This window comes from Mycobacterium sp. 852013-51886_SCH5428379 (genome assembly GCF_001665575.1).
GTDB lineage: Bacteria > Actinomycetota > Actinomycetes > Mycobacteriales > Mycobacteriaceae > Mycobacterium.
In genome coordinates this window covers 168,832-186,401 of the sequence record NZ_LZSU01000021.1, presented here as the reverse complement: position 1 = coordinate 186,401, position 17,570 = coordinate 168,832, and the positions used below count along the sequence as shown (strand labels likewise).

Below are 17,570 nucleotides of genomic sequence, written 5' to 3'. Positions count from 1 at the left end.
GTTCGACACCAAGCAGTTCTCCGCGATGTACCCGACCCCTGGCGCGACGGGCCTCACCCCGTACCCGCCCGCCCCGGCGCCGCCGCCGAAGGCGCCGTCGGCGAAGGCCGAGACCGGGAAAGCGCACACCGCGCTGATCGCCACGATCATCGTGCTGTTCGGCGTGGCCGCCGTCCTCGCGGTCATCCTGGCCTTCAGTTCGCAGGACGACGCCCCCACCGCGCGCACGCCGCTGGCCCCACCGACGTCGAGCGCCTACGACGAAACCGGTCCCACCAGCACCACGTCGACCACCACCACCACTACGACATCGCCGACGCCCACTACGTCCACCACCACATCGTCGAGCACGTCGACCACCCCGTCGACGTCGACCACCGCGCCGCGCGGGATGACCGGCGCGGACGGCGCGGGGTTCGTCGGACAGTTCGCCCGCTGCGACGACGGCAGCGCTGCCGCGGCAATGGTGCGCACCGCCCAGTCCCTGGCGGTGGTGTGCCAAGAGGGCGACGATCGCTACGTCTACCGAGGCCAGCGCCTCAGCGACGGGGCGACGATCCAGCTCGGCGACGCCACCCCGTCGGGGAGCGGTTTCGACGTGGTCGATCCGTCGGGAGGGGCTCGTTACGAAGTTCGACCCGACCGGCTCACCATCGTGAGCAACGGCCGGGTCGACTCGTCAGAGCGGGTTCTGGAGTACTACTCAGGCTGACCCGTTCTTCGCGGCGTTCTGTGCCTGGCGGGTCTCTTTCTCCGTGTCCGCGAGATCCTCGACCCGGTCGGCCTTGGCGCGGCGCGCTGCGGCCTCGGACTTCTTGTCGACGGCGTCACCGAGTTTGGCTTCGGCGATCTTCTCGGTGGCCTTCTCCGCCGCGCGAATCTCGCTCTCCTCCTGCTTGCGGACCTGCTCAGCGGACTTCACGCGCTGCGCGGCGACCGCGTCCGCCTGCTCCTTGGCTGCCGCGGTGCGCTTCTGCGCCGCCTCGGCGGCGTCCTGCTTGCGCTTCTGCGCGGTTTCGCGGGCCTCGGACACCTCGCGTTGCTTCTCTTCGCGGGCCTGCTGCTGCTCGCGCTTGGCCTGCTCGCGGGTCTGGTTCAGCTCGGCGTCGGCCTGCTCCTTGGTCTGGGTGGCGGCCGTGTCCAGGGCCGCCGCCCGGCGCAGCGCCTCACTGCGCTCGACCAGCGCGGCTCCGCGCTGTTCGACCTCCGGGGCGCCGAGGGCGTTGCCGACAGCGAGGTCGAGCATGCCGAGCGAACGCTCGTAGAACAGCCGGGCCGGAGCCTCGGCGTCGAGTCGGCCCACCACACGGTCCTCGATGACCTGCAGCGGGAAACGGGCGAACTGGTACTGCAGTCGCAGCACCGCGAACGGGACGTCGGTGATCTTCATGAAAGCTCCTCTGCTTATCGCTGGTCAGGTACGTCGGCGTCGGCGTTCAGGGAATCGGCCTCCCGGCGGATGCGCTCGGCCTCCGCCTTGGCGGCAGCCGCGACCTGGGTGCTGTCCTGGTGCTCCTCCACCGCAGCCGAGACGTCCTCGGCGACGGCGTTGAGTTCTTGGCGCTCCTCGGCCTTCGCCTGCTCTGCCTTGCGCTGTGCCTCGGTCTCGGCCTGCGCTTTGTCCCGCGCTTCTCGCTGGGCCGCAGCCTGCTCGGCCTGACGCTTGGCGGCAGCCTGATCAGCGCGGGCGGCGTTCTCCGCTGCCGCGGTTTCGGCGTTGACCGCAATGCGCTCCTGCGCTCCCTCGCGATGCGCCTCCGCCACCTCGCGGCGAGCCTCCTTGGCTTCGGCGTCGGCGACCGCATTGGCGGTGTTGGCCGCCTTGCGCTCCTGGGCCTGGGTCTGCTCGAGCTGACCTTCCTTGGTCAGCGAGTCATTTCCGGTCACGGCGCCGACGACTTCCTTGGCCTTACCCTTGACCGAGTCGATGAGTCCCTTTCGGGCTTGGCCTGCCTGATTGTGCTCAGTCATGTGTCCCCTCGTATTGGTGTTCGCTGCAGGGGTTCCCTTTCGATGGGCATCGACACCTTCGTGTGGTCTGTGCCACACCCATCCCACACCCATCCCACACCCGTTGCCCGACCCACGATTGAGGCGTCGTCCGACGGGGTATGCCTGCTCCCAACACGGGGAGGTGGGTGATGTGGTGACCAACGAGCTGCCCGAAGAGACCGTCCGGATCAATTTCGAGCATTGGCTGCAACAGGCCGTCCGCACGGGCGAGCGCGGCGCGCATCTGCAGCCGCTGACGTTGCTCACACCCGAGACCTGGCAGGCCGTCGACACCGTGGCTGATGCGGTGTCCCGCGGTAGCAAACGACTCCCGGCGGTGGTCCTCGATGCCCGGCGCGCGTTGGAGCGCCAACTGGATCAGACGCACCCGGTCGCGCACACCGGTCACGTCAGCGCTGCCTGACCGGGTGCACGAAATCCGGGTGGGGCCGCTGCTCCGCCACGTGGGTACCACAGATGCCACCGTCTTCGTCGAGACCGACGGGCCGTGCCGCGTCGAGATCCTGGGCGCCGCGGCGGACACCTTCGAGGTGCTGGATCACCATTTCGCACTCGTGTGCATCGAGGATCTCGATCCCGCACGCGACCATCCCTACGAGGTCCACCTCGACGGGGTGAAGGCATGGCCGCCTCCCGATGACGAGTTTCCGCCGCCGCGCATCCGGCTGCTGCCCCGCAACGGAAACCTGCGTCTGCTCTTCGGCTCATGCCGCGCGTCGGCGCCCCATCATCCGCCGTACACCCGTCAGCACTGGTGGCGGTCCAAGGGGCAGGGCGTCGATGTGCTCCGCACCTTCGGGATGCGGATGCTGCGCCAGCCGTCGGCGGGGTGGCCGGACGCGCTGATGATGCTCGGCGATCAGCTCTATGCCGACCAGGTGAACGACAGGATCAAAGACTTGGTCGCCGAGCGCGAGGTGCACGCTGACGGACCCGTCGAGGTGCTCGAGGACTTCGAGGAGTACTGCATCGGCTACTGGGACGCCTGGAGCGATCCGGTGGTGCGGTGGATGTTGTCGACCCTGCCGACGTCGATGATGTTCGACGATCACGAGATCAACGACAAGTGGAACACGTCGCAGGCCTGGCTCGACGAGATGCGCCAAACCGACTGGTATGAGACCCGCATCATCGGCGGCCTGATGGCGTACTGGGTGTATCAGCACATCGGCAATTTGTCTCCCGCCGAACTCGCGAAAGACGAAGTGTTCCAACAGGTGATCACATCGCGCGACGGGGCCGACGCGATCCGGGCCGTGGCGGAGTCGGCCGAACGGGACGACGGCGTCTCACACTTCAGCGTGGCCCGCGACCTCGGCGGCACCCGATTGATCCTGGTCGACGCCCGCACGGGGCGCCAACTGCGGCCCGGTGCCCGCAAGATAGCCACCGATGAGGAGTGGGACTGGATCACGTCGAACATCGACGGCGACTACGACCACCTCCTGTTCGCCAGTTCGCTACCGATCCTGCTGCCGTACGGGATGCACCACATCGAGGCGTGGTCCGAGGCCGTCGGCGACGGTGCGTGGGGCGCGCGGCTGAGCGGTCTGGGGGAGAAGGTCCGCATGACCGCCAACCTCGATCACTGGGCGTGCTTCCAGGACAGCTACCGCAAGCTCGAAGATCTGGTCATCGAGGTGGCGACCGGACACCGCGGCCCCGCGCCCGCGACGATGGTGCTCTTCGGCGGCGACGTGCACCACTGCTGGGTTTCGGAGGTGCAGTTGCCCGCCGATCTCGAATCGGCCACCGCGCTGTGGCAGGTGGTGTGCTCCGGGTTGCGCAAGGAACCGTCGGCCGCTGAACGGATCGTGTTGCGCCTGGGCCACACTCGTCTCGCCGAGCGGGTGGGCCGGGCACTGGTCCGCACCACGAAGGTGGGGATGCCGCGGCTGCGCTGGCGGCCGGTGACGATGCCGCACTTCCGCAATCAGATCGGCACGCTCGAGATCGCGGGCGCAGAGATGGGCGTGCGCATCGAGCGGGCGGCGGGCAACTGGCGCAAGCCGCAGCTGGTCACGGTCATCGAGCACAAACTGCTCTAGTCGGCGTGGGCGTCGCGCCGGCCCACCGCGAAGCGCAGACCCGAACAGTTGTAGCAACCCACGCATCCGACGCAACCGGTGCAACCGAAGCACGCCACGCATGCCACGCAACGCTTGCAGAGTGCGCACGCGATGCATCCGATACTGCCGGCGATCGCGACGGACATCGCGGTGACCATGCTTCCCGCGACGGCGGCGCTGGCGATGGTGGCCATCGAACCGGCCACGGCGACGCTGGCCACGGTGGCCGCCGAACCCGCCACCCCGGCGCTGGCCGCCGTTGCCGCTGACCGCGCTACTGCCGCGCTGGACACCGTCGCCGCCGATGCGACCACTGCCGCGCTGGACACCGTCGCCGCAGATCCGACGACGGCAGGACCCTCCGATTCGATCTCACGCACGCCGTCATTGTGCGCCGACTCAGCCCGCTGTCGCGCCGTTGTCCACCAGATACACCGCACCGTGCACGGCCGCGGCGTCGTCACTCGCGAGAAACGCGATGGTCTTGGCGACGTCGGCGACGTCCATCATCCCGCGCGGGGCGGCGATGCGCATGATCAGATTCCAGTCCGCGCCCTCCGGGGCGGCGAACTCGGTGGTCTGCGGAGTCACCATCCCGCCGGGGCAGATCACGTTGACGCGCAACCGATCTGCGGTGAACTCGATGGCCAGCGCACGCGTGAGCCCGACCAGGCCGTGCTTGGCCGAGCAGTATCCCGCCGAATAGACCTCGCCCTCGACACCCGCGACCGAGGCCACGTTGACGATGTTGCCCCCGGTCTCGAGCAGGTGGGGCAGCGCCGCCCGGCACAGGTAGAACGGGGCGTTGAGGTTGACGGCCAGGTCGTAGTCCCAGTCCTCGTCGGACATCGTCGGCGTGTGGCGCATCTGATGGAAACCGGCGACGTTGGCCAGCACGTCGAGACGGCCGAACTTCTCCACGCAGTCCGCGACGGCCTGCCGGCACGCCTGCGGTGAGGTGATGTCGACCGACGCGTACGTCCCGCCCGGCACGTCGGCGAACACCTCCGCCATGCGGTCGGAGTCGCGGGAGATGCCGAACACCGTCGCTCCCCGCTGCGCGAACAGTTTCGCCGTCGCGGCGCCGAGCCCCGACGACGCTCCGGTTACCAGGGCCACCTTGCCCGTGAGATCTGACATGGATGAGACCTTCTCACACGTCTCGGCGCAGCCCGTCGAGCACGATGCCGAGCAGGTGGCCCGCGCGCCGGTCCCACTCGTCGTCGTCCAGCCGGCTCAGATAACCGATCAGCAGGATGACGTCTCGCGCGTCGACGTCCGGGCGAAGGGCGCCTGTGGCCTTACCTGCGTCGAGCAACAACGTGAGTGCGTCGCCGATCGGACCCAAGCTGTGTGCCGAAAGCTCTTGCCACACCGACATTTCGACGGCGGCGAACACGCCGCGTTTGACCCGGGCGTAATCCGCCACCCGATCGAACCAGCGTGCCAGAGCCGTCACCGGGCCATGCGCGGCGAGCAGAGCCGGGGCGGCGGCCACCAATTCGTCGACATCGTGGCGATACACCTCGGCGAGCAGGTGCTCGCGTGTCGGAAAATGCCGGTACAGCGTGGCCTGGCCGACCCCGGCAGCCTTGGCGACCGCGCTGAGGCGCACGTCGCCGGTGTCGACGATGACCGCACGCGCCGCGGCCAGGATGCGGTCGCGGTTGTGCCTGGCGTCCGACCGTCGTGCGGGTGTGCTCATCAGTCCTCGGTGCTTCGGTAGCTAAGCGGACATGTGTCCGTTACCGTTGCCAGTAACGGACATTTGTCCGCTTCAGCATAAGGGGCACCATGCACAACGAAATCTCCCTGGTCGTCGCCATCACCGGAGCCGGGACGGGAATCGGCGCAGCGACCGCGGAATTGCTTGCCCGACAGGGCCACCGTGTCGTGCTCGGAGCGCGCCGCGAACATCGACTCGCCGACGTGGCCGAACGCATCAGTGCCGGCGGCGGATCGGTGCGAACCGCGGTCATCGACGTCGCCCGCTACGACGACGTCCAGCGTCTGGTCGAGATGGCAGTCGATGAGTTCGGCCGGCTCGATGTCCTGGTCAGCAACGCGGGCATCAGCAGGATCGGTCCGATCGCCGATCGAGACCTGGCCGGCTGGTCGGCGATGATCGACGTGAACCTACGTGGTGTCCTGCACGGCATCGCCGCCGCCTTGCCGGTCTTCCGCGCACAGGGCGCCGGTCACTTCGTCACGATCCTGTCGACCTCCGGGCTGAAGATCGTGCCGCACCAGGGGGTGTACGCGGCGACCAAGAACGCGGTGCGGACACTGCTGGAAGCCTTCCGTCAGGAGAACACCGACGGCGTGGTGCGCACGACGGGGATCTCGCCGGGGATGGTCCACACCGAACTCGCCGAATCCATCGACGATCCATCGCTGCGTGCACAGATCCGAGAGCAGATGGCGGACTTCGGGATTCCGCCCGAGGCGGTCGCGCGGGCAGTCGCCTTCGCGATCACCCAGCCGCGGGATGTCGAGATCGGCGACATCACCATCCGGCCGACCGTGCAGAACTAGCGCTTCACGCCGAGGTGCGCGGCCGCGCCGGCGGAATCGCGGCCAGCAGCGCCCGGGTGTACTCCTGTTCGGGCGAGGAGAACAAGTCGGCGGCGGGCCGGTACTCGACCGCGGCGCCGTCGCGCAGCACCAGCACGTCGTGACTCATCCGCTGGATCACCGCCAGATCGTGCCCGATGAACAGATAGGTCAGGCCCAGCTCCCGCTGCAGTTGCGCCAGCAGGTCGAGCACCTTGGCCTGCACCGAGACGTCCAGCGACGCCGTCGACTCGTCGAGGATCAGCAGCTCCGGCTCCACGGCCAGGGCGCGCGCGATGCTCACCCGTTGGCGCTGGCCACCCGACAACTCGTGCGGATAGCGCGCGGCGTAATCGGCCGGGAGATCGACCAGTTCGAGCAGCTCGCCCACCCGTTTGCGGCGGGCCGTCCGGCCGTCGGCCAGGCCGTGCACCACCAGCGGCTCGGCGATCGCGCTGCCGATGCGGTTGCGGGAGTTCAACGACGAGAACGGATCTTGAAAGACCAGGCTGATGCGGCGGCGCAGCGGTTTGACCGCTCGCCCTGTCACCCCGAACACGTCGTCCCCATCGAGCGTCGCCGTCCCCGCGGCCGGCTTCACCAGACCGGTCAGCGCGGCCGCCACCGTCGACTTCCCCGATCCGGACTCACCCACCAGTCCGAGCGTGCTGCCCCGGCGAATCGCGAACGACACGTCGCGCACCGCGTGCACCGTGGACCGGCCGGTCGGCCCGGACACGTCGAACCGCACGTCGAGACCCTGCACGTCGAGCAGCACCGGCGCGTCCGGATCCGCCGGGGCGGGTCCGTCGCCACCGACGACGGGCCGCGCCGCCAACAGCTCCCGGGTGTATTCGTGCCGGGGCCGGTCGAACAGGTCGAGAACCGGCGCCTGCTCCACGGCGACGCCGGTCTGCAACACCGTCACGTCGTCGGCGACCTGACCGATCACGCCCAGGTCGTGGCTGATCCACACCACCGCCGCCCCGAAGTCACGCTGCAGATCCCGCACCAGCTCGACGATCTGGGCCTGGGTGGTGACGTCGAGGGCGGTCGTCGGCTCGTCGGCGATCAGCAGTTCCGGATCGCAGGCCAGGGCGATCGCGATCATCACCCGTTGGCGCTGGCCGCCGGAGAGCTGGTGCGGATACGAATCGAGCCGCCGTTCGGGTTCGGGCAGACCGACCGCGGTGAGCAGCTCCAGCGCGCGCTCCCGCGCCTGTCGGCGCGTCATGTTGCGGTGGGTTTCCAGCGATTCGGTGATCTGACGTTCCAGCGTCAGCAGCGGATTGAGGGATGTGCCGGGGTCCTGGAAGACGAAACCGATGCGCCCGCCGTGCACGCTGCGCAACGTCCGCGCCGACGCACTGACCAGTTGTAGCGGATCCGACTGCCCGCCAAGCAGACTCGACCCGCTGACCGCCGCGCCGGGGGCGTCGAGCAGGCCGGTTGCGGCGAGTGCGGTCATGGTCTTGCCCGACCCCGATTCCCCGACGATGCCGAGGGTCTGTTCGCGTTCCACCGCGAACGAGACACCGCGCACGATCTCGCTGCGGCCGATCCGCACCCTCAGGTCGGCGACCTCGAGCACCGGCGCGCTCACGGTGCGCCTCCGCCCCGGCGGGCCTCGGCCAGCGTGCGCTGTTTGGGGTCCAGCACGTCGCGCAGCCCGTCGCCGAGCAGGTTGAACGCCAGCACGATCACGAAGATCGCCGCACCGGGGAACACCGCCATCCACCACGCCAGCGTCACGAAACCCTGGGAGTCGAAGATCATCCGGCCCAGCGACGGCTGCGGCGGCTGGATGCCGAGCCCGAGGAACGACAGCGCCGCCTCCGACAGGATCGCGAAGGCCAGTGACAGCGACGTCTGCACGATCAGCGGTCCGGCGATGTTGGGCAAAACGTGCCGGGTCAGGATGTAGCCGTTGCCGGTGCCCATCGTCCGGCTCACCGCCACATAGGGTTCGACGCGCACCGACAGCGTGCTGGCGCGCGAGACCCGGGCGAAGATCGGCGTGTAGACGATGCCGATCGCCAGGATCGTCGTCGTCACCCCCGGTCCGAGGATCGCGACCACGGCCAGCGCGAGCAGTAACACCGGGAATGCGAACATCACGTCGACGATGCGCATGAACACGGTGTCCAGCCAGCCGCCGAAGAAGCCCGCCAGTACCCCGATCGTCACGCCCACCACCACCGCGAATGCCACCGAGACGACGGCGACCCGCATCGACGCCTGGATCGCGACCAGTACCCGCGACAGGACGTCGCGGCCGAGCTCGTCCGTGCCGAACCAGTGCGCGCCGCTGGGCGGTTGCAACGCGTTGGGCACGTCGATGTCGTTGACGCCGTAGGGGATCAGCCAGTGGGCGAACAGGGTGACGACCACCACCGCGGCCAGCACGATCGCGCTCACCAGCGTGACCGGGTTTCCTGCCAGCAGTCGCCAGGACGAGACGCGGGTCTGTTCGTCGGGTGCGGTCATGACAGCCGGATCCTCGGGTCGACCACCGCGTAGAGCACGTCCACGATGAGGTTGATGAGCAGGAACAGCGCCGCCATGAGCAGCACGGCGCCCTGGATGAGGGGGTAGTCGCGGGCGGCGACCGCATTGAAGACCAGCCGGCCCAGGCCGGGCCAGGCGAACACGACCTCGACGACGATGACGCCGCCCAGGATGGTCGCGAGCTGGATGCCGGTGATGGTGAGCACCGGGATCAGCGCGTTGCGCACGGTGTGGCGCAGCGTCACCACCCGCGGGGAGAGCCCCTTGGACCGTGCGGTGCGCACGTAACCCATCGACGCCACCTCCAGCACGGCCGAGCGGATGTAGCGCGTCATGATCGCCGCCGCGACCAGGCCGACCGTCAGGCCGGGCAGCACGATGTGGCGCAGCCAGCCCGCCGGATCGTCGAACAGCGGGCGGTATCCCGACGTCGGGAGCCAGCCCAGCGTGGTGGAGAACAGCGCGATGAACAGGATGCCCATCCAGAAGTCCGGCACCGAGACGCCGAATTGGCTGCACACCCGCACGATGGTGTCGCTGATCCGGCCCTCGCGCAGCGCCGACCAGATGCCGGCGGGCACCGCGATCAGCAGGGCGATCACGATGCCCACCAGACCCAGCGAGATGGTGGCGGGCAGCCGGTCCAGCAGGGTCGCGGTGACGGGGTCGCCGTTACGGAAGCTCACCCCGAGGTCACCGGTCAGCGCGTTGCCCAGATAACTGAAGAACTGCACGATCAGCGGCCGGTCCAGGCCGCTGGCCGAACGCAGCGCCTCGTAGGCCTCCGGGGTGTAGCGGGTGCCCAGGGCGATGCGCACCGGATCGCCGGGGACCAGTTGCACCAGGCCGAACACCACGATCAGTACGCCGACGAGCACGACCAGCGAGTAGGCCACCCGTCGGGCGAGGAAGCGCAGCACCGGGCTGCTCAGCACGCCGGTCACGACGCTGCGTCCCGGTCGAGGGCGACGCCGCGGAACCGGATGGCGCCGTCGCGGCGGGCGTCGTAATCGGTCAGCGCCGGCGTCCAGGCCTGCAGGATCGAAGGGTTGTACAGGTAGATGTAGCTGACCTTGTCGGCGATCAGGGTGGCCGCGCGCGCATAGCCGTTCCGGCGCCGGTCGACGTTCGTCTCGACCCGGCCGCCGTCGAGTAGGCGGTCCACCTCCGGGTCAGAGAACTTCTGAGCGTTCGACGTGCCGTCGGTGTGGTGCTGGGCGTAGTAGAAGTCGTCGGGGTCGATGTTGCCGAGCCAGCCCATCATCAGCATGTCGAAGTTGCCGTTGTTCTGTTCGTCCAGCCAGGTCGCGAAGTCGACGGTGCGGATGTTGACGGTGATGCCCAGCGGGGCGAGGTTGTCGGCGATGATCTGCGCGGCGGTGACGGTCTCGGGGTATTCGCTGGTGACCAGCAGGTCGAGATCCTTCGGCGTCGAATTCGCCTCGGCCAGTAGGCGTTCGGCTCGGTCGATGTCATAGGAGTACGTGTCGTAGGACGTGTACCAGGGATTGCCCTCGGGGATCGCGAGCTGATTCTTCGCCGCGGTGCCGTAGCTGGTGGCCTGCACTATGGCGTCGCGGTCGATGCCGTAGGCGATGGCCTGGCGGACGCGCACGTCGTCCCACGGTGGTTTGGCGGTGTTGAGGGCGAGATACCAGTAGTCGTTGCTCGGGGTGACGGCCAGGCGCAGCGACTCGTCGTCGCGCAATTGCGAGACCCGCTGCGGCGGAATCGAGTCGGTCCAGTCGACCTCGCCGGCCTGCAGCGCCGACAGCGCGGTGGACGCCTCGGAGATGAATCGGAACGTGACACCCGAGATGCGGGGCGCTCCGCCCCAGTAGTCCGGGTTGGCGCGCAGCGTGATCGAATCGCCGCTCGTCGCGGTGGCGAACGCGAAGGGGCCGGTGCCGATCGGCCGGGTGGCGATCTCACCGCTGTCGACATTGGCGCGCGACACGATCGCCATACCCTTGAATCCACCGAGGTTGGTGAGCAGATTCGGGGTTGGATGGGCGACGACGATGCGCACCGTGGCCGGATCCACCGCGGTGATGTCGGTGACCGCGCTGAACTTGTCGACGTTGGTCAGTTGTTCGTCGATGATGCGGCGGTAGGAGAACACGACGTCCTCGGCGGTGAACGGGGTGCCGTCGTGGAAGGTGACCCCGCGGCGCAGGTGGAACGTCCACTGCAGCTGATCGGGGCTGACCTCCCAGGATTCGGCAAGTGCCGGGCGCATCTGCAGGTCGGCGTCGGGTTCGACCAGTGTGTCGTAGATGTTCTCGAGCACCTCGAACGAGAAATACGCCGACGTCTTGTGCGGGTCGAGCTGATCGGGTTCGCCGGCGATGGCGGCGATGAGGTTGCCCGCCGCGGCGTCGCCGAGGTCGACGCGTTCACCGGTGGAGCAGCCGCTGACCGCCAGCAGCAGCGCGAGAACCGCGGCGACGACCCTGCTGCACATCGCGCTGCGTCGGGTCACGATCACTCCAAGATCAACGGCCGGTTCCGGTGTCTCTTACCCCCTGGGCTCCGCACCGCAAACGCACGGCCACCGAACCGTTCCCCAGCCACGACGGGCCTGCCATACTCACTCGAATGAGGACCTTCGCACGCGTACTCGCCGCGGTCACGGTCACCGCGGGCGCGGCGCTCGCCACGTCGACCCCAGCGCAGGCCGAACAGCAGGTCCTCGAGGGCAAGTACACCTACACCCAGGCCGACGGCCTGACCGGCGAATGGGTGATCTATCCGATCTGTGTTCCCGTGGTGGGTGACCTGCGCGAGCCGCTCTACCTCCCGGTCGGGTGCCACATGGCGATACAGGGTTTCGGCGGATTACCCGGCGGCGACGCCCGGTTGACCAGCGGCATCTGGACCTACAACACCGAGGTCAACGACGGCCTGACGTGTCCCGACGGCAGCACCGCACCGATCACGGAGTCCGTCGAGTTCAACACCGACACGATGTCGGGCACCCGCACCACCAAGAACGCGCCGGCCTGCGACGGTCTGATGCCCGCCAACATGATCAAGACGCCGTTCACCATCGCGTTCAAGGAGAAGCTGCCGATCCCGGTCGACCAGTATCCGTTGATCTGCGAGCCCGGCGGTCTGCGTCGCTGCTTCTGAGCTCCGCGAACGTGAGGTTGTGTTCGAAAACTCGCGCGAAACTCGTGCACAAGCTCACGTTCGGCGCGTCTAAGGTGAACCGATGACCAAACGGATCGTGGTGTGGGGCACGGGGTTCGTCGGGAAGATGGTGATCGCCGAGATCGACCGGCATCCGCTGTTCGACCTCGTCGGCGTCGGAGTGAGCGATCCGGACAAGGTCGGCCGCGACGCCGGGGACATCTGCGGACTCGGCCGCTCGCTGGGCGTGGTGGCCACCGACGACGTCGACGCGCTGATCGCCCTGGAACCCGATGCGCTCGTGCACTACGGCCCGACGGCCGCGCACGCCGACGCCAACATCGCGTTGATCACCCGGTTCCTACGCGCGGGGATCGACGTGTGCTCGACGGCCATGACGCCGTGGGTGTGGCCGACCATGCACCTGAACCCGCCGGGCTGGATCCAGCCGGTCACCGAGGCGTGCGAGCTGGGGGAGTCCTCCTGTTTCACCACCGGCATCGACCCGGGGTTCGCCAACGACCTGTTGCCGATGACCCTGATGGGGGTCTGTTCGGAGGTCAAGCGAGTGCGCGCCTCGGAACTGCTCGACTACACCAACTACACCGGCGACTACGAGGAAGAGATGGGCATCGGCAGGCCGCCCGGCCACCGTGCCCTCCTCGAAACCTCCGACATCCTGGTCTTCGCTTGGGGCGCAACGGTTCCGATGATCGCCCACGCCGCGGGCATCATGCTCGACGAGATCACCACCACCTACGAGAAGTGGGCCACCCCGACCGAACGCACCAGCGCCAAGGGCGTGATCGCGGCCGGCGACGTCGCGGCGGTCCGGTTCACCATCAACGGGGTGTACCGGGGCGAGACCCGGATTCAACTCGAACACGTCAACCGCATCGGGCAGGACGCCGCACCGGACTGGCCGTCGGGTAACGACAGCGACGTCTACCGCGTCGAGATCGAGGGCACGCCCAGCATCGTCCAGGAGACCGCCTTCCGCTTCACCGACGGGTCGGGCCGCGACGCAGCGGCGGCCGGCTGCCTGGCCACCGGTATGCGCGCGCTCAATGCCGTCCCGGCCGTCAACGATCTGCGTCCGGGCTGGGTCACCGCGCTCGACCTGCCGCTCATCGCGGGGGCGGGCACGATCCGCTGACCCGGGCAGTAGGCTGCGGCGCATGCACACCGTCGCGGTCCTGGCGCTGCCGGATGCCGTCGCGTTCGATCTGAGCACGCCGGTCGAGGTGTTCGGTCGCGTCGAACTGCCCACCGGCGCAGCGGGTTACCGCGTCGTGGTGTGCGGCCCCGAACCCGTCGTCGATGCCGGGCCGATGCGGATCGCCGTCGACCACGGACTCGCAGCGCTCCTGGAGGCGGACACCATCGTGGTCCCGGGACGCAGCGACATCGAGAACCCGCCACCCGCCGCCGCGCTCGAAACGCTGCGGCAGGCGTATGCGGCGGGCATCCGGATCGCCTCGATCTGCACCGGTGCCTTCACGCTCGCCGCCGCCGGACTGCTCGACGGCCGGCGTGCGACCACGCACTGGGTCGCCGCGGACGCCTTCCGGGCCGCGTTTCCCGCCGTCGACCTCGACCCCGACGTCCTCTACGTCGACGAGGGTCAGGTGCTCACCTCGGCCGGCGCGTCGGCGGGTCTGGATCTGTGCCTGCACATGGTGGCCGTCGATCACGGAGCCGCGGTGGCCGCCGATTCGGCCCGCCTCGCGGTGGCTCCGCTGCACCGCAGCGGAGGGCAGGCCCAGTTCATCCTGCGCAACGGCGCCGACGTGCGGCACATCGCCGAGCCGACCGAACTCGACGCGGTGCTGGCGTGGATCGAGCAGGAGGCGCACCGCGAGCTCACCCTGGCCGACATCGCCGGATACGCCGCGATGAGCGTGCGCACCCTCAACCGCCGCTTCCAGGCCGAGACGGGGCAGACGCCGATGCAGTGGGTGGCCGGCGTCCGGGTCCGGCACGCGCAGCAGCTGCTCGAGACGACGTCCTACGGGGTGGAACGCATCGGCCGGGAGGTCGGCTTCAGCTCACCGGCCAATTTTCGCGAGCAGTTCCGGCGTCTCACCGGGGTGGCGCCGCAGAGTTACCGCACCAGCTTCCGCGGCCGGGTCGCCGGCTGATTCAGGGCGTCTTCGGCCGCTTGTGGAGCACGACGTGCGCCAGCGGGATGCGGGTCGGCTCGGGCGAGGCGGTCATCCGCGCGGCGATGCCGGTGGCGATCCGGTCGAAGAACCGCTGCACCCTGGGCTCGTCGGCAGGGTCCAGCGCCGCAGCCAGCGACGGGAGTACCGCCGCCCGCGCGAAGGCCGCCCATTCAGCGCCGAATGCCTTGTCGTCCTTGTCATTCCGGTACTGCTGGAAGAACCGGTCCTCGGCGTCGAAGATGTCCAGATGCTCGATCTCCAGGCGTTCGAAGCGGCCCGACGGGGCGAACGGTGCGCGGAAGTCCGCGGCGCTGCGCGCGACCGTCGGCACGGTCATCCGCTGGACCTCCTGGTCGCGCAGCTCACCCGCGCCGACCAGTTCTGCGAGGGTGTCGGCCATGGCGGCCAGGAGCGGCGCGAAACCGAAATCACCGTCCTCGCCGACCGCCATCGTCATCACCACCAGCCGCCCGCCGGGGCACAGCTCCCGTCCGCGGAACGCGATGAAGTCGTGCCAGTCCTGGGCGGCCTGTTTGGCGTAGGCGGTGCGCACGGAGTCCTCGGTGCTGCGGGCGACGTGCAGGTGGTCGGGCACCGCGGCGGGAGTGCGGCTCAGCCACTGGATGGCCCACGAGCTCCAACCGAGGTTGACGCTGTTGGACGGCATGATCTGCCCGTAGAAGGACCGTCCGACCGCGGAGGCGAAGGCGGCGGGATCCTTGCGCAGATAGGAATCCGGGTCGTCGGACAGCGTCCGGAACATCGCGGTGAAGTCATTGTCCGGAAGGTCGGTGTGCGCCACCAGAATCGAGTGTTCCGGCCGGGTGCGCTTACGCAGCGCGGCGATCGCCGAGCAGATCGGCAACAGCGAATTGTGGCCGGTCGATGCGCCGTAATCGGCGATCACGATGGGCTGCGGCGGCCGGGGCAGCGGCACCGCGTGCGCGGCCTGCTCGAACAAGGTGAGCGCCTGGCGCAGACCGGCAGCACGCAACCGCGAGGCGGCCGAGTATCCGCTGCTGCCCGCTTGCCGCGGACGGACGACGACGCTTGATTCGGGCACGTGGAGCAACCTCCCGCCGGGGCTGAGGACCCCTCCGACGGTAGTCGCAGTACCCGTCAGCCGCCGGACGTTCCGGTCCAGTACTCGGCTATGCGCCCACCGTCCACTCGCAGGATGTCGTTGCCGAAGAACCGGACCTCTCCGCCGGTGTGACGACCCACACCGATCCACCGGCCGGCGAGCAGCTCACCGTCGGTCAGCGGTCCGAGAACGATCTCGAACTCCAACGCGTCGAACATGTCTCGGGTCTGTGCGACGACCGCGGCCAGTCCGTCGCGTCCGTGCACGTCGAGGTCGGGCCAGTGCCCGACGAAGTCCTCGGCCACCAGATCGTGGGGGATGTGCGCCTGTGCCCAGACCTCGCCGATCCAGCGGCGGAAGATGGTGTGCGCGTCAGGAGTACTCACAGGAAGCAGTACACACCGGTGGCCACGCACAGCAGGAGCATCCCCGTGGCGTTGAGGAACAGGTTGCGGCCGAAGTCGCGGGCTCGCACGTGCGCGGCGACCGCGCAGAGGAAGTAGACCACCAGCGCCGCACAGGTCAGCGCCGCCAGATAGGGCACCCACAGCCCCAGGATCAGGCCGGCGGCCGCGGCGAACTTGATCGGCGGCATCAGCCACCACAGTCGGCGTGGCCAGTGCACGGCGGTGAAACAGTCGGCGATGAACGCGGCCGGTTTGAGGCACAGCAGGGCGTCGACGATCTGGACGACCGCGAGCGCGACGATCGGCCATGCCGGATCGGGAAGTGCAGGCATCTCGTCCCCTTCGACGCACCGATTCAAAACATACGATACCGTATGGTTTGGTTCGGTGCACGCCTCAGGAGTTCGGCACCAGCGGTAGCAGCAGTTCGTACACCCGGTTCAGTTCCTCGGCGCTCACCGGCGGTTCGAGCACCGAGGCGCCCAGCGCGACGAGGTACGGCAGCAGCGCAGCGGTCCGGGCCTGGGCGTCGTCGTCGGTGTGCGGGCGCCACACCCGGTGCAGTGCGGCCAGCCGCGCCGCGTCGATACGGGACTGCACGGCCTGCACCTCCGGATCCGACGTCGCCCAGGCACGTACGGCGACCTCCAGCTTCGGCCGGTACAAATCCGGCCGACCCGCGCCGATCGCAGCGGTGAGCGCGGACAGCACGGCCCGGGCGTCACCGGGCGGGCCGACCCCGTCGATGGCCTGTTCGAGCGCACCGGTCGACAGCGCCTCGAAGTGGCGCAGCAGTTCACGCTTGTAGCCGTCGGCGCCGTCGAAATGATGGTGGAACGAGCCCTTCGAAAGCCCCAGCCGGGCGGCGATCCGGTCGATGCGCACCCCGGCGGCGCCTTTCTCCTCCAACGCGGTCAGGCCCGCGTCGAGCCAACGCTGCCGGGTGTTGGTGCGGTTGACCACCGGCTCTCCCTCCGGAGGACGACAGGATCAGTGGCCGCGGGCGACCCAGTCGTCGTAATTGACGATTTCATCGCCGATCGTGGTGGTGTCGCCGTGGCCGGTGTAGACGACGGTGTCGCCGGGCAGGGTGCCGAGTTTGCCGGAGATGGATTCCAGGATGGTGGGGAAGTCGGAGAACGACCGTCCGGTGGCGCCGGGTCCGCCCTGGAACAGGGTGTCTCCGGAGAACACCGCCCCGAGTTCGGGGGCGTACCAGCACACCGAGCCGGGAGAGTGGCCCGGGGTGTGCAGGGCCCGGATCTCGATGCCGCCGGCGCGCAGGGTGGCGCCGTGTTCGACCGAGCGGAAGGTCTGCTCGGGGTGGGTCATACGCCAGAGCATCTCGTCGGCCGGGTGCAGCAGCACCGGCGCATCCAGGGTCTGCCCGAGTTGCGGCGCAACGGTGATGTGGTCGTTGTGACCGTGGGTGCAGATCACCGCCACGACGTGCCGGCCGTTGACCGCATCGACGATGGGGGCGGCGTCGTGCGCGGCGTCGAACACGATGACCTCGGTGTCGTCGCCGACGATCCAGATGTTGTTGTCGACGTGCCAGGACCCGCCGTCGAGTTCGAAGACGCCCGAGGTGACGAGGCGTTCGATGTTGGTCGCGGCCATCAGAGTTCTCCGTTCTTCG

20 protein-coding genes and 1 pseudogene are annotated in these 17,570 nt (G+C 68.8%); 7 read left to right on the top strand and 14 right to left on the bottom strand.

Features of this window, described 5'->3' with window-relative positions; translation table 11 throughout:
- Nucleotides 1–712 (top strand): annotated as a pseudogene (locus A5757_RS10480) (serine/threonine protein kinase); the annotation flags it as partial.
- Here A5757_RS10480 and A5757_RS10475 read toward each other — a convergent pair.
- Complete coding sequence (locus A5757_RS10475) at nucleotides 704–1,390, bottom strand: IF2 family translation initiation factor (protein ID WP_066832917.1); 687 nt, start codon at nucleotides 1,388–1,390, stop codon at nucleotides 704–706. The pseudogene A5757_RS10480 and the gene A5757_RS10475 overlap by 9 nt on opposite strands.
- A 14-nt stretch (nucleotides 1,391–1,404) precedes the next feature.
- Nucleotides 1,405–1,971: a CsbD family protein gene (locus tag A5757_RS10470; RefSeq protein WP_066832913.1), complete on the bottom strand. Its 567-nt coding sequence runs from the start codon at nucleotides 1,969–1,971 to the stop codon at nucleotides 1,405–1,407.
- 172 nt (nucleotides 1,972–2,143) lie between these two features.
- On the opposite strand from A5757_RS10470, the gene A5757_RS10465 reads away from it, so the two are divergent.
- Nucleotides 2,144–2,416 carry a hypothetical protein gene (locus A5757_RS10465; RefSeq protein WP_066832975.1) on the top strand — a complete coding sequence of 91 codons (273 nt, stop codon included), beginning with the start codon at nucleotides 2,144–2,146 and terminating at the stop codon, nucleotides 2,414–2,416.
- A gap of 40 nt (nucleotides 2,417–2,456) precedes the next feature.
- On the top strand, nucleotides 2,457–4,061 hold the full coding sequence (locus A5757_RS10460; protein ID WP_197497310.1) for an alkaline phosphatase D family protein: 1,605 nt from the start codon (nucleotides 2,457–2,459) through the stop codon (nucleotides 4,059–4,061).
- On the opposite strand, the gene A5757_RS10455 is transcribed toward A5757_RS10460, so the two are convergent.
- From A5757_RS10455 to A5757_RS10445, 3 genes are read right to left on the bottom strand one after another with little or no spacing between them, the layout of a single operon-like run.
- Complete coding sequence (locus A5757_RS10455) at nucleotides 4,058–4,462, bottom strand: hypothetical protein (protein WP_369815932.1); 405 nt, start codon at nucleotides 4,460–4,462, stop codon at nucleotides 4,058–4,060. The genes A5757_RS10460 and A5757_RS10455 overlap by 4 nt on opposite strands.
- Before the next feature lie 19 nt (nucleotides 4,463–4,481).
- Nucleotides 4,482–5,222, bottom strand: a complete 741-nt coding sequence (locus A5757_RS10450; RefSeq protein ID WP_066832909.1) for an SDR family NAD(P)-dependent oxidoreductase — start codon at nucleotides 5,220–5,222, stop codon at nucleotides 4,482–4,484.
- A 13-nt stretch (nucleotides 5,223–5,235) separates the two neighbouring features.
- Nucleotides 5,236–5,787, bottom strand: coding sequence for a TetR/AcrR family transcriptional regulator (locus A5757_RS10445; RefSeq protein WP_066832907.1), 552 nt, complete (start codon nucleotides 5,785–5,787; stop codon nucleotides 5,236–5,238).
- 89 nt (nucleotides 5,788–5,876) lie between these two features.
- On the opposite strand from A5757_RS10445, the gene A5757_RS10440 reads away from it, so the two are divergent.
- Nucleotides 5,877–6,617, top strand: a complete 741-nt coding sequence (locus A5757_RS10440) for an SDR family oxidoreductase (protein ID WP_066832905.1) — start codon at nucleotides 5,877–5,879, stop codon at nucleotides 6,615–6,617.
- Between the two features lie 4 nt (nucleotides 6,618–6,621).
- On the opposite strand, the gene A5757_RS10435 is transcribed toward A5757_RS10440, so the two are convergent.
- From A5757_RS10435 to A5757_RS10420, 4 genes are read right to left on the bottom strand one after another with little or no spacing between them, the layout of a single operon-like run.
- The gene (locus tag A5757_RS10435; RefSeq protein WP_066832892.1) at nucleotides 6,622–8,238 is read right to left on the bottom strand and encodes an ABC transporter ATP-binding protein; all 1,617 of its coding nucleotides are present in this window, start codon (nucleotides 8,236–8,238) and stop codon (nucleotides 6,622–6,624) included.
- Entirely contained in the window at nucleotides 8,235–9,122 is an 888-nt protein-coding gene (locus A5757_RS10430; RefSeq protein WP_066832889.1) for an ABC transporter permease, read from the bottom strand. The genes A5757_RS10435 and A5757_RS10430 overlap by 4 nt, the downstream gene beginning before the upstream one ends.
- Entirely contained in the window at nucleotides 9,119–10,087 is a 969-nt protein-coding gene (locus A5757_RS10425; protein ID WP_066832886.1) for an ABC transporter permease, read from the bottom strand. Before A5757_RS10425 ends, A5757_RS10430 begins: the two co-directional genes overlap by 4 nt.
- Nucleotides 10,084–11,607, bottom strand: coding sequence for an ABC transporter substrate-binding protein (locus A5757_RS10420; protein ID WP_066832970.1), 1,524 nt, complete (start codon nucleotides 11,605–11,607; stop codon nucleotides 10,084–10,086). The genes A5757_RS10425 and A5757_RS10420 overlap by 4 nt, the downstream gene beginning before the upstream one ends.
- A 134-nt stretch (nucleotides 11,608–11,741) precedes the next feature.
- Here A5757_RS10420 and A5757_RS10415 point away from each other — a divergent pair, with 134 nt between their 5' ends.
- The 3 genes from A5757_RS10415 to A5757_RS10405 all read left to right on the top strand — a co-directional run bounded on the left by A5757_RS10415 (nucleotide 11,742) and on the right by A5757_RS10405 (nucleotide 14,416).
- The gene (locus A5757_RS10415; RefSeq protein ID WP_066832884.1) at nucleotides 11,742–12,275 is read left to right on the top strand and encodes a hypothetical protein; all 534 of its coding nucleotides are present in this window, start codon (nucleotides 11,742–11,744) and stop codon (nucleotides 12,273–12,275) included.
- Nucleotides 12,276–12,357: 82 nt separating this feature from the next.
- Nucleotides 12,358–13,431: a dihydrodipicolinate reductase gene (locus A5757_RS10410; RefSeq protein WP_066832882.1), complete on the top strand. Its 1,074-nt coding sequence runs from the start codon at nucleotides 12,358–12,360 to the stop codon at nucleotides 13,429–13,431.
- A gap of 22 nt (nucleotides 13,432–13,453) precedes the next feature.
- Entirely contained in the window at nucleotides 13,454–14,416 is a 963-nt protein-coding gene (locus A5757_RS10405; protein WP_066832880.1) for a GlxA family transcriptional regulator, read from the top strand.
- Nucleotide 14,417: 1 nt separating this feature from the next.
- On the opposite strand, the gene A5757_RS10400 is transcribed toward A5757_RS10405, so the two are convergent.
- The 5 genes from A5757_RS10400 to A5757_RS10380 all read right to left on the bottom strand — a co-directional run bounded on the left by A5757_RS10400 (nucleotide 14,418) and on the right by A5757_RS10380 (nucleotide 17,551).
- On the bottom strand, nucleotides 14,418–15,503 hold the full coding sequence (locus tag A5757_RS10400) for an SAM-dependent methyltransferase (protein WP_066832878.1): 1,086 nt from the start codon (nucleotides 15,501–15,503) through the stop codon (nucleotides 14,418–14,420).
- 56 nt (nucleotides 15,504–15,559) lie between these two features.
- On the bottom strand, nucleotides 15,560–15,910 hold the full coding sequence (locus tag A5757_RS10395) for an ester cyclase (RefSeq protein ID WP_066832876.1): 351 nt from the start codon (nucleotides 15,908–15,910) through the stop codon (nucleotides 15,560–15,562).
- Nucleotides 15,907–16,263 (bottom strand): DoxX family protein, encoded by a 357-nt coding sequence (locus A5757_RS10390; protein WP_066832874.1) that lies wholly within the window; start codon nucleotides 16,261–16,263, stop codon nucleotides 15,907–15,909. Before A5757_RS10390 ends, A5757_RS10395 begins: the two co-directional genes overlap by 4 nt.
- 64 nt (nucleotides 16,264–16,327) lie before the next feature.
- Nucleotides 16,328–16,894 (bottom strand): TetR/AcrR family transcriptional regulator, encoded by a 567-nt coding sequence (locus A5757_RS10385; RefSeq protein ID WP_066832872.1) that lies wholly within the window; start codon nucleotides 16,892–16,894, stop codon nucleotides 16,328–16,330.
- A 27-nt stretch (nucleotides 16,895–16,921) separates the two neighbouring features.
- Nucleotides 16,922–17,551: an MBL fold metallo-hydrolase gene (locus A5757_RS10380; RefSeq protein ID WP_066832870.1), complete on the bottom strand. Its 630-nt coding sequence runs from the start codon at nucleotides 17,549–17,551 to the stop codon at nucleotides 16,922–16,924.
- Between the last annotated feature and the right edge of the window lie 19 nt (nucleotides 17,552–17,570).

Coding starts and splice junctions, on each gene's coding strand:
- A5757_RS10470 (WP_066832913.1), bottom strand. CDS start 1,971: ATGACTGAGCACAATCAGGCAGGCCAAGCCCGAAAGGGACTCATCGAC.
- A5757_RS10445 (WP_066832907.1), bottom strand. CDS start 5,787: ATGAGCACACCCGCACGACGGTCGGACGCCAGGCACAACCGCGACCGC.
- A5757_RS10430 (WP_066832889.1), bottom strand. CDS start 9,122: ATGACCGCACCCGACGAACAGACCCGCGTCTCGTCCTGGCGACTGCTG.
- A5757_RS10405 (WP_066832880.1), top strand. CDS start 13,454: ATGCACACCGTCGCGGTCCTGGCGCTGCCGGATGCCGTCGCGTTCGAT.
- A5757_RS10380 (WP_066832870.1), bottom strand. CDS start 17,551: ATGGCCGCGACCAACATCGAACGCCTCGTCACCTCGGGCGTCTTCGAA.
- A5757_RS10390 (WP_066832874.1), bottom strand. CDS start 16,263: ATGCCTGCACTTCCCGATCCGGCATGGCCGATCGTCGCGCTCGCGGTC.
- A5757_RS10415 (WP_066832884.1), top strand. CDS start 11,742: ATGAGGACCTTCGCACGCGTACTCGCCGCGGTCACGGTCACCGCGGGC.
- A5757_RS10440 (WP_066832905.1), top strand. CDS start 5,877: ATGCACAACGAAATCTCCCTGGTCGTCGCCATCACCGGAGCCGGGACG.
- A5757_RS10475 (WP_066832917.1), bottom strand. CDS start 1,390: ATGAAGATCACCGACGTCCCGTTCGCGGTGCTGCGACTGCAGTACCAG.
- A5757_RS10420 (WP_066832970.1), bottom strand. CDS start 11,607: ATGTGCAGCAGGGTCGTCGCCGCGGTTCTCGCGCTGCTGCTGGCGGTC.
- A5757_RS10410 (WP_066832882.1), top strand. CDS start 12,358: ATGACCAAACGGATCGTGGTGTGGGGCACGGGGTTCGTCGGGAAGATG.
- A5757_RS10450 (WP_066832909.1), bottom strand. CDS start 5,222: ATGTCAGATCTCACGGGCAAGGTGGCCCTGGTAACCGGAGCGTCGTCG.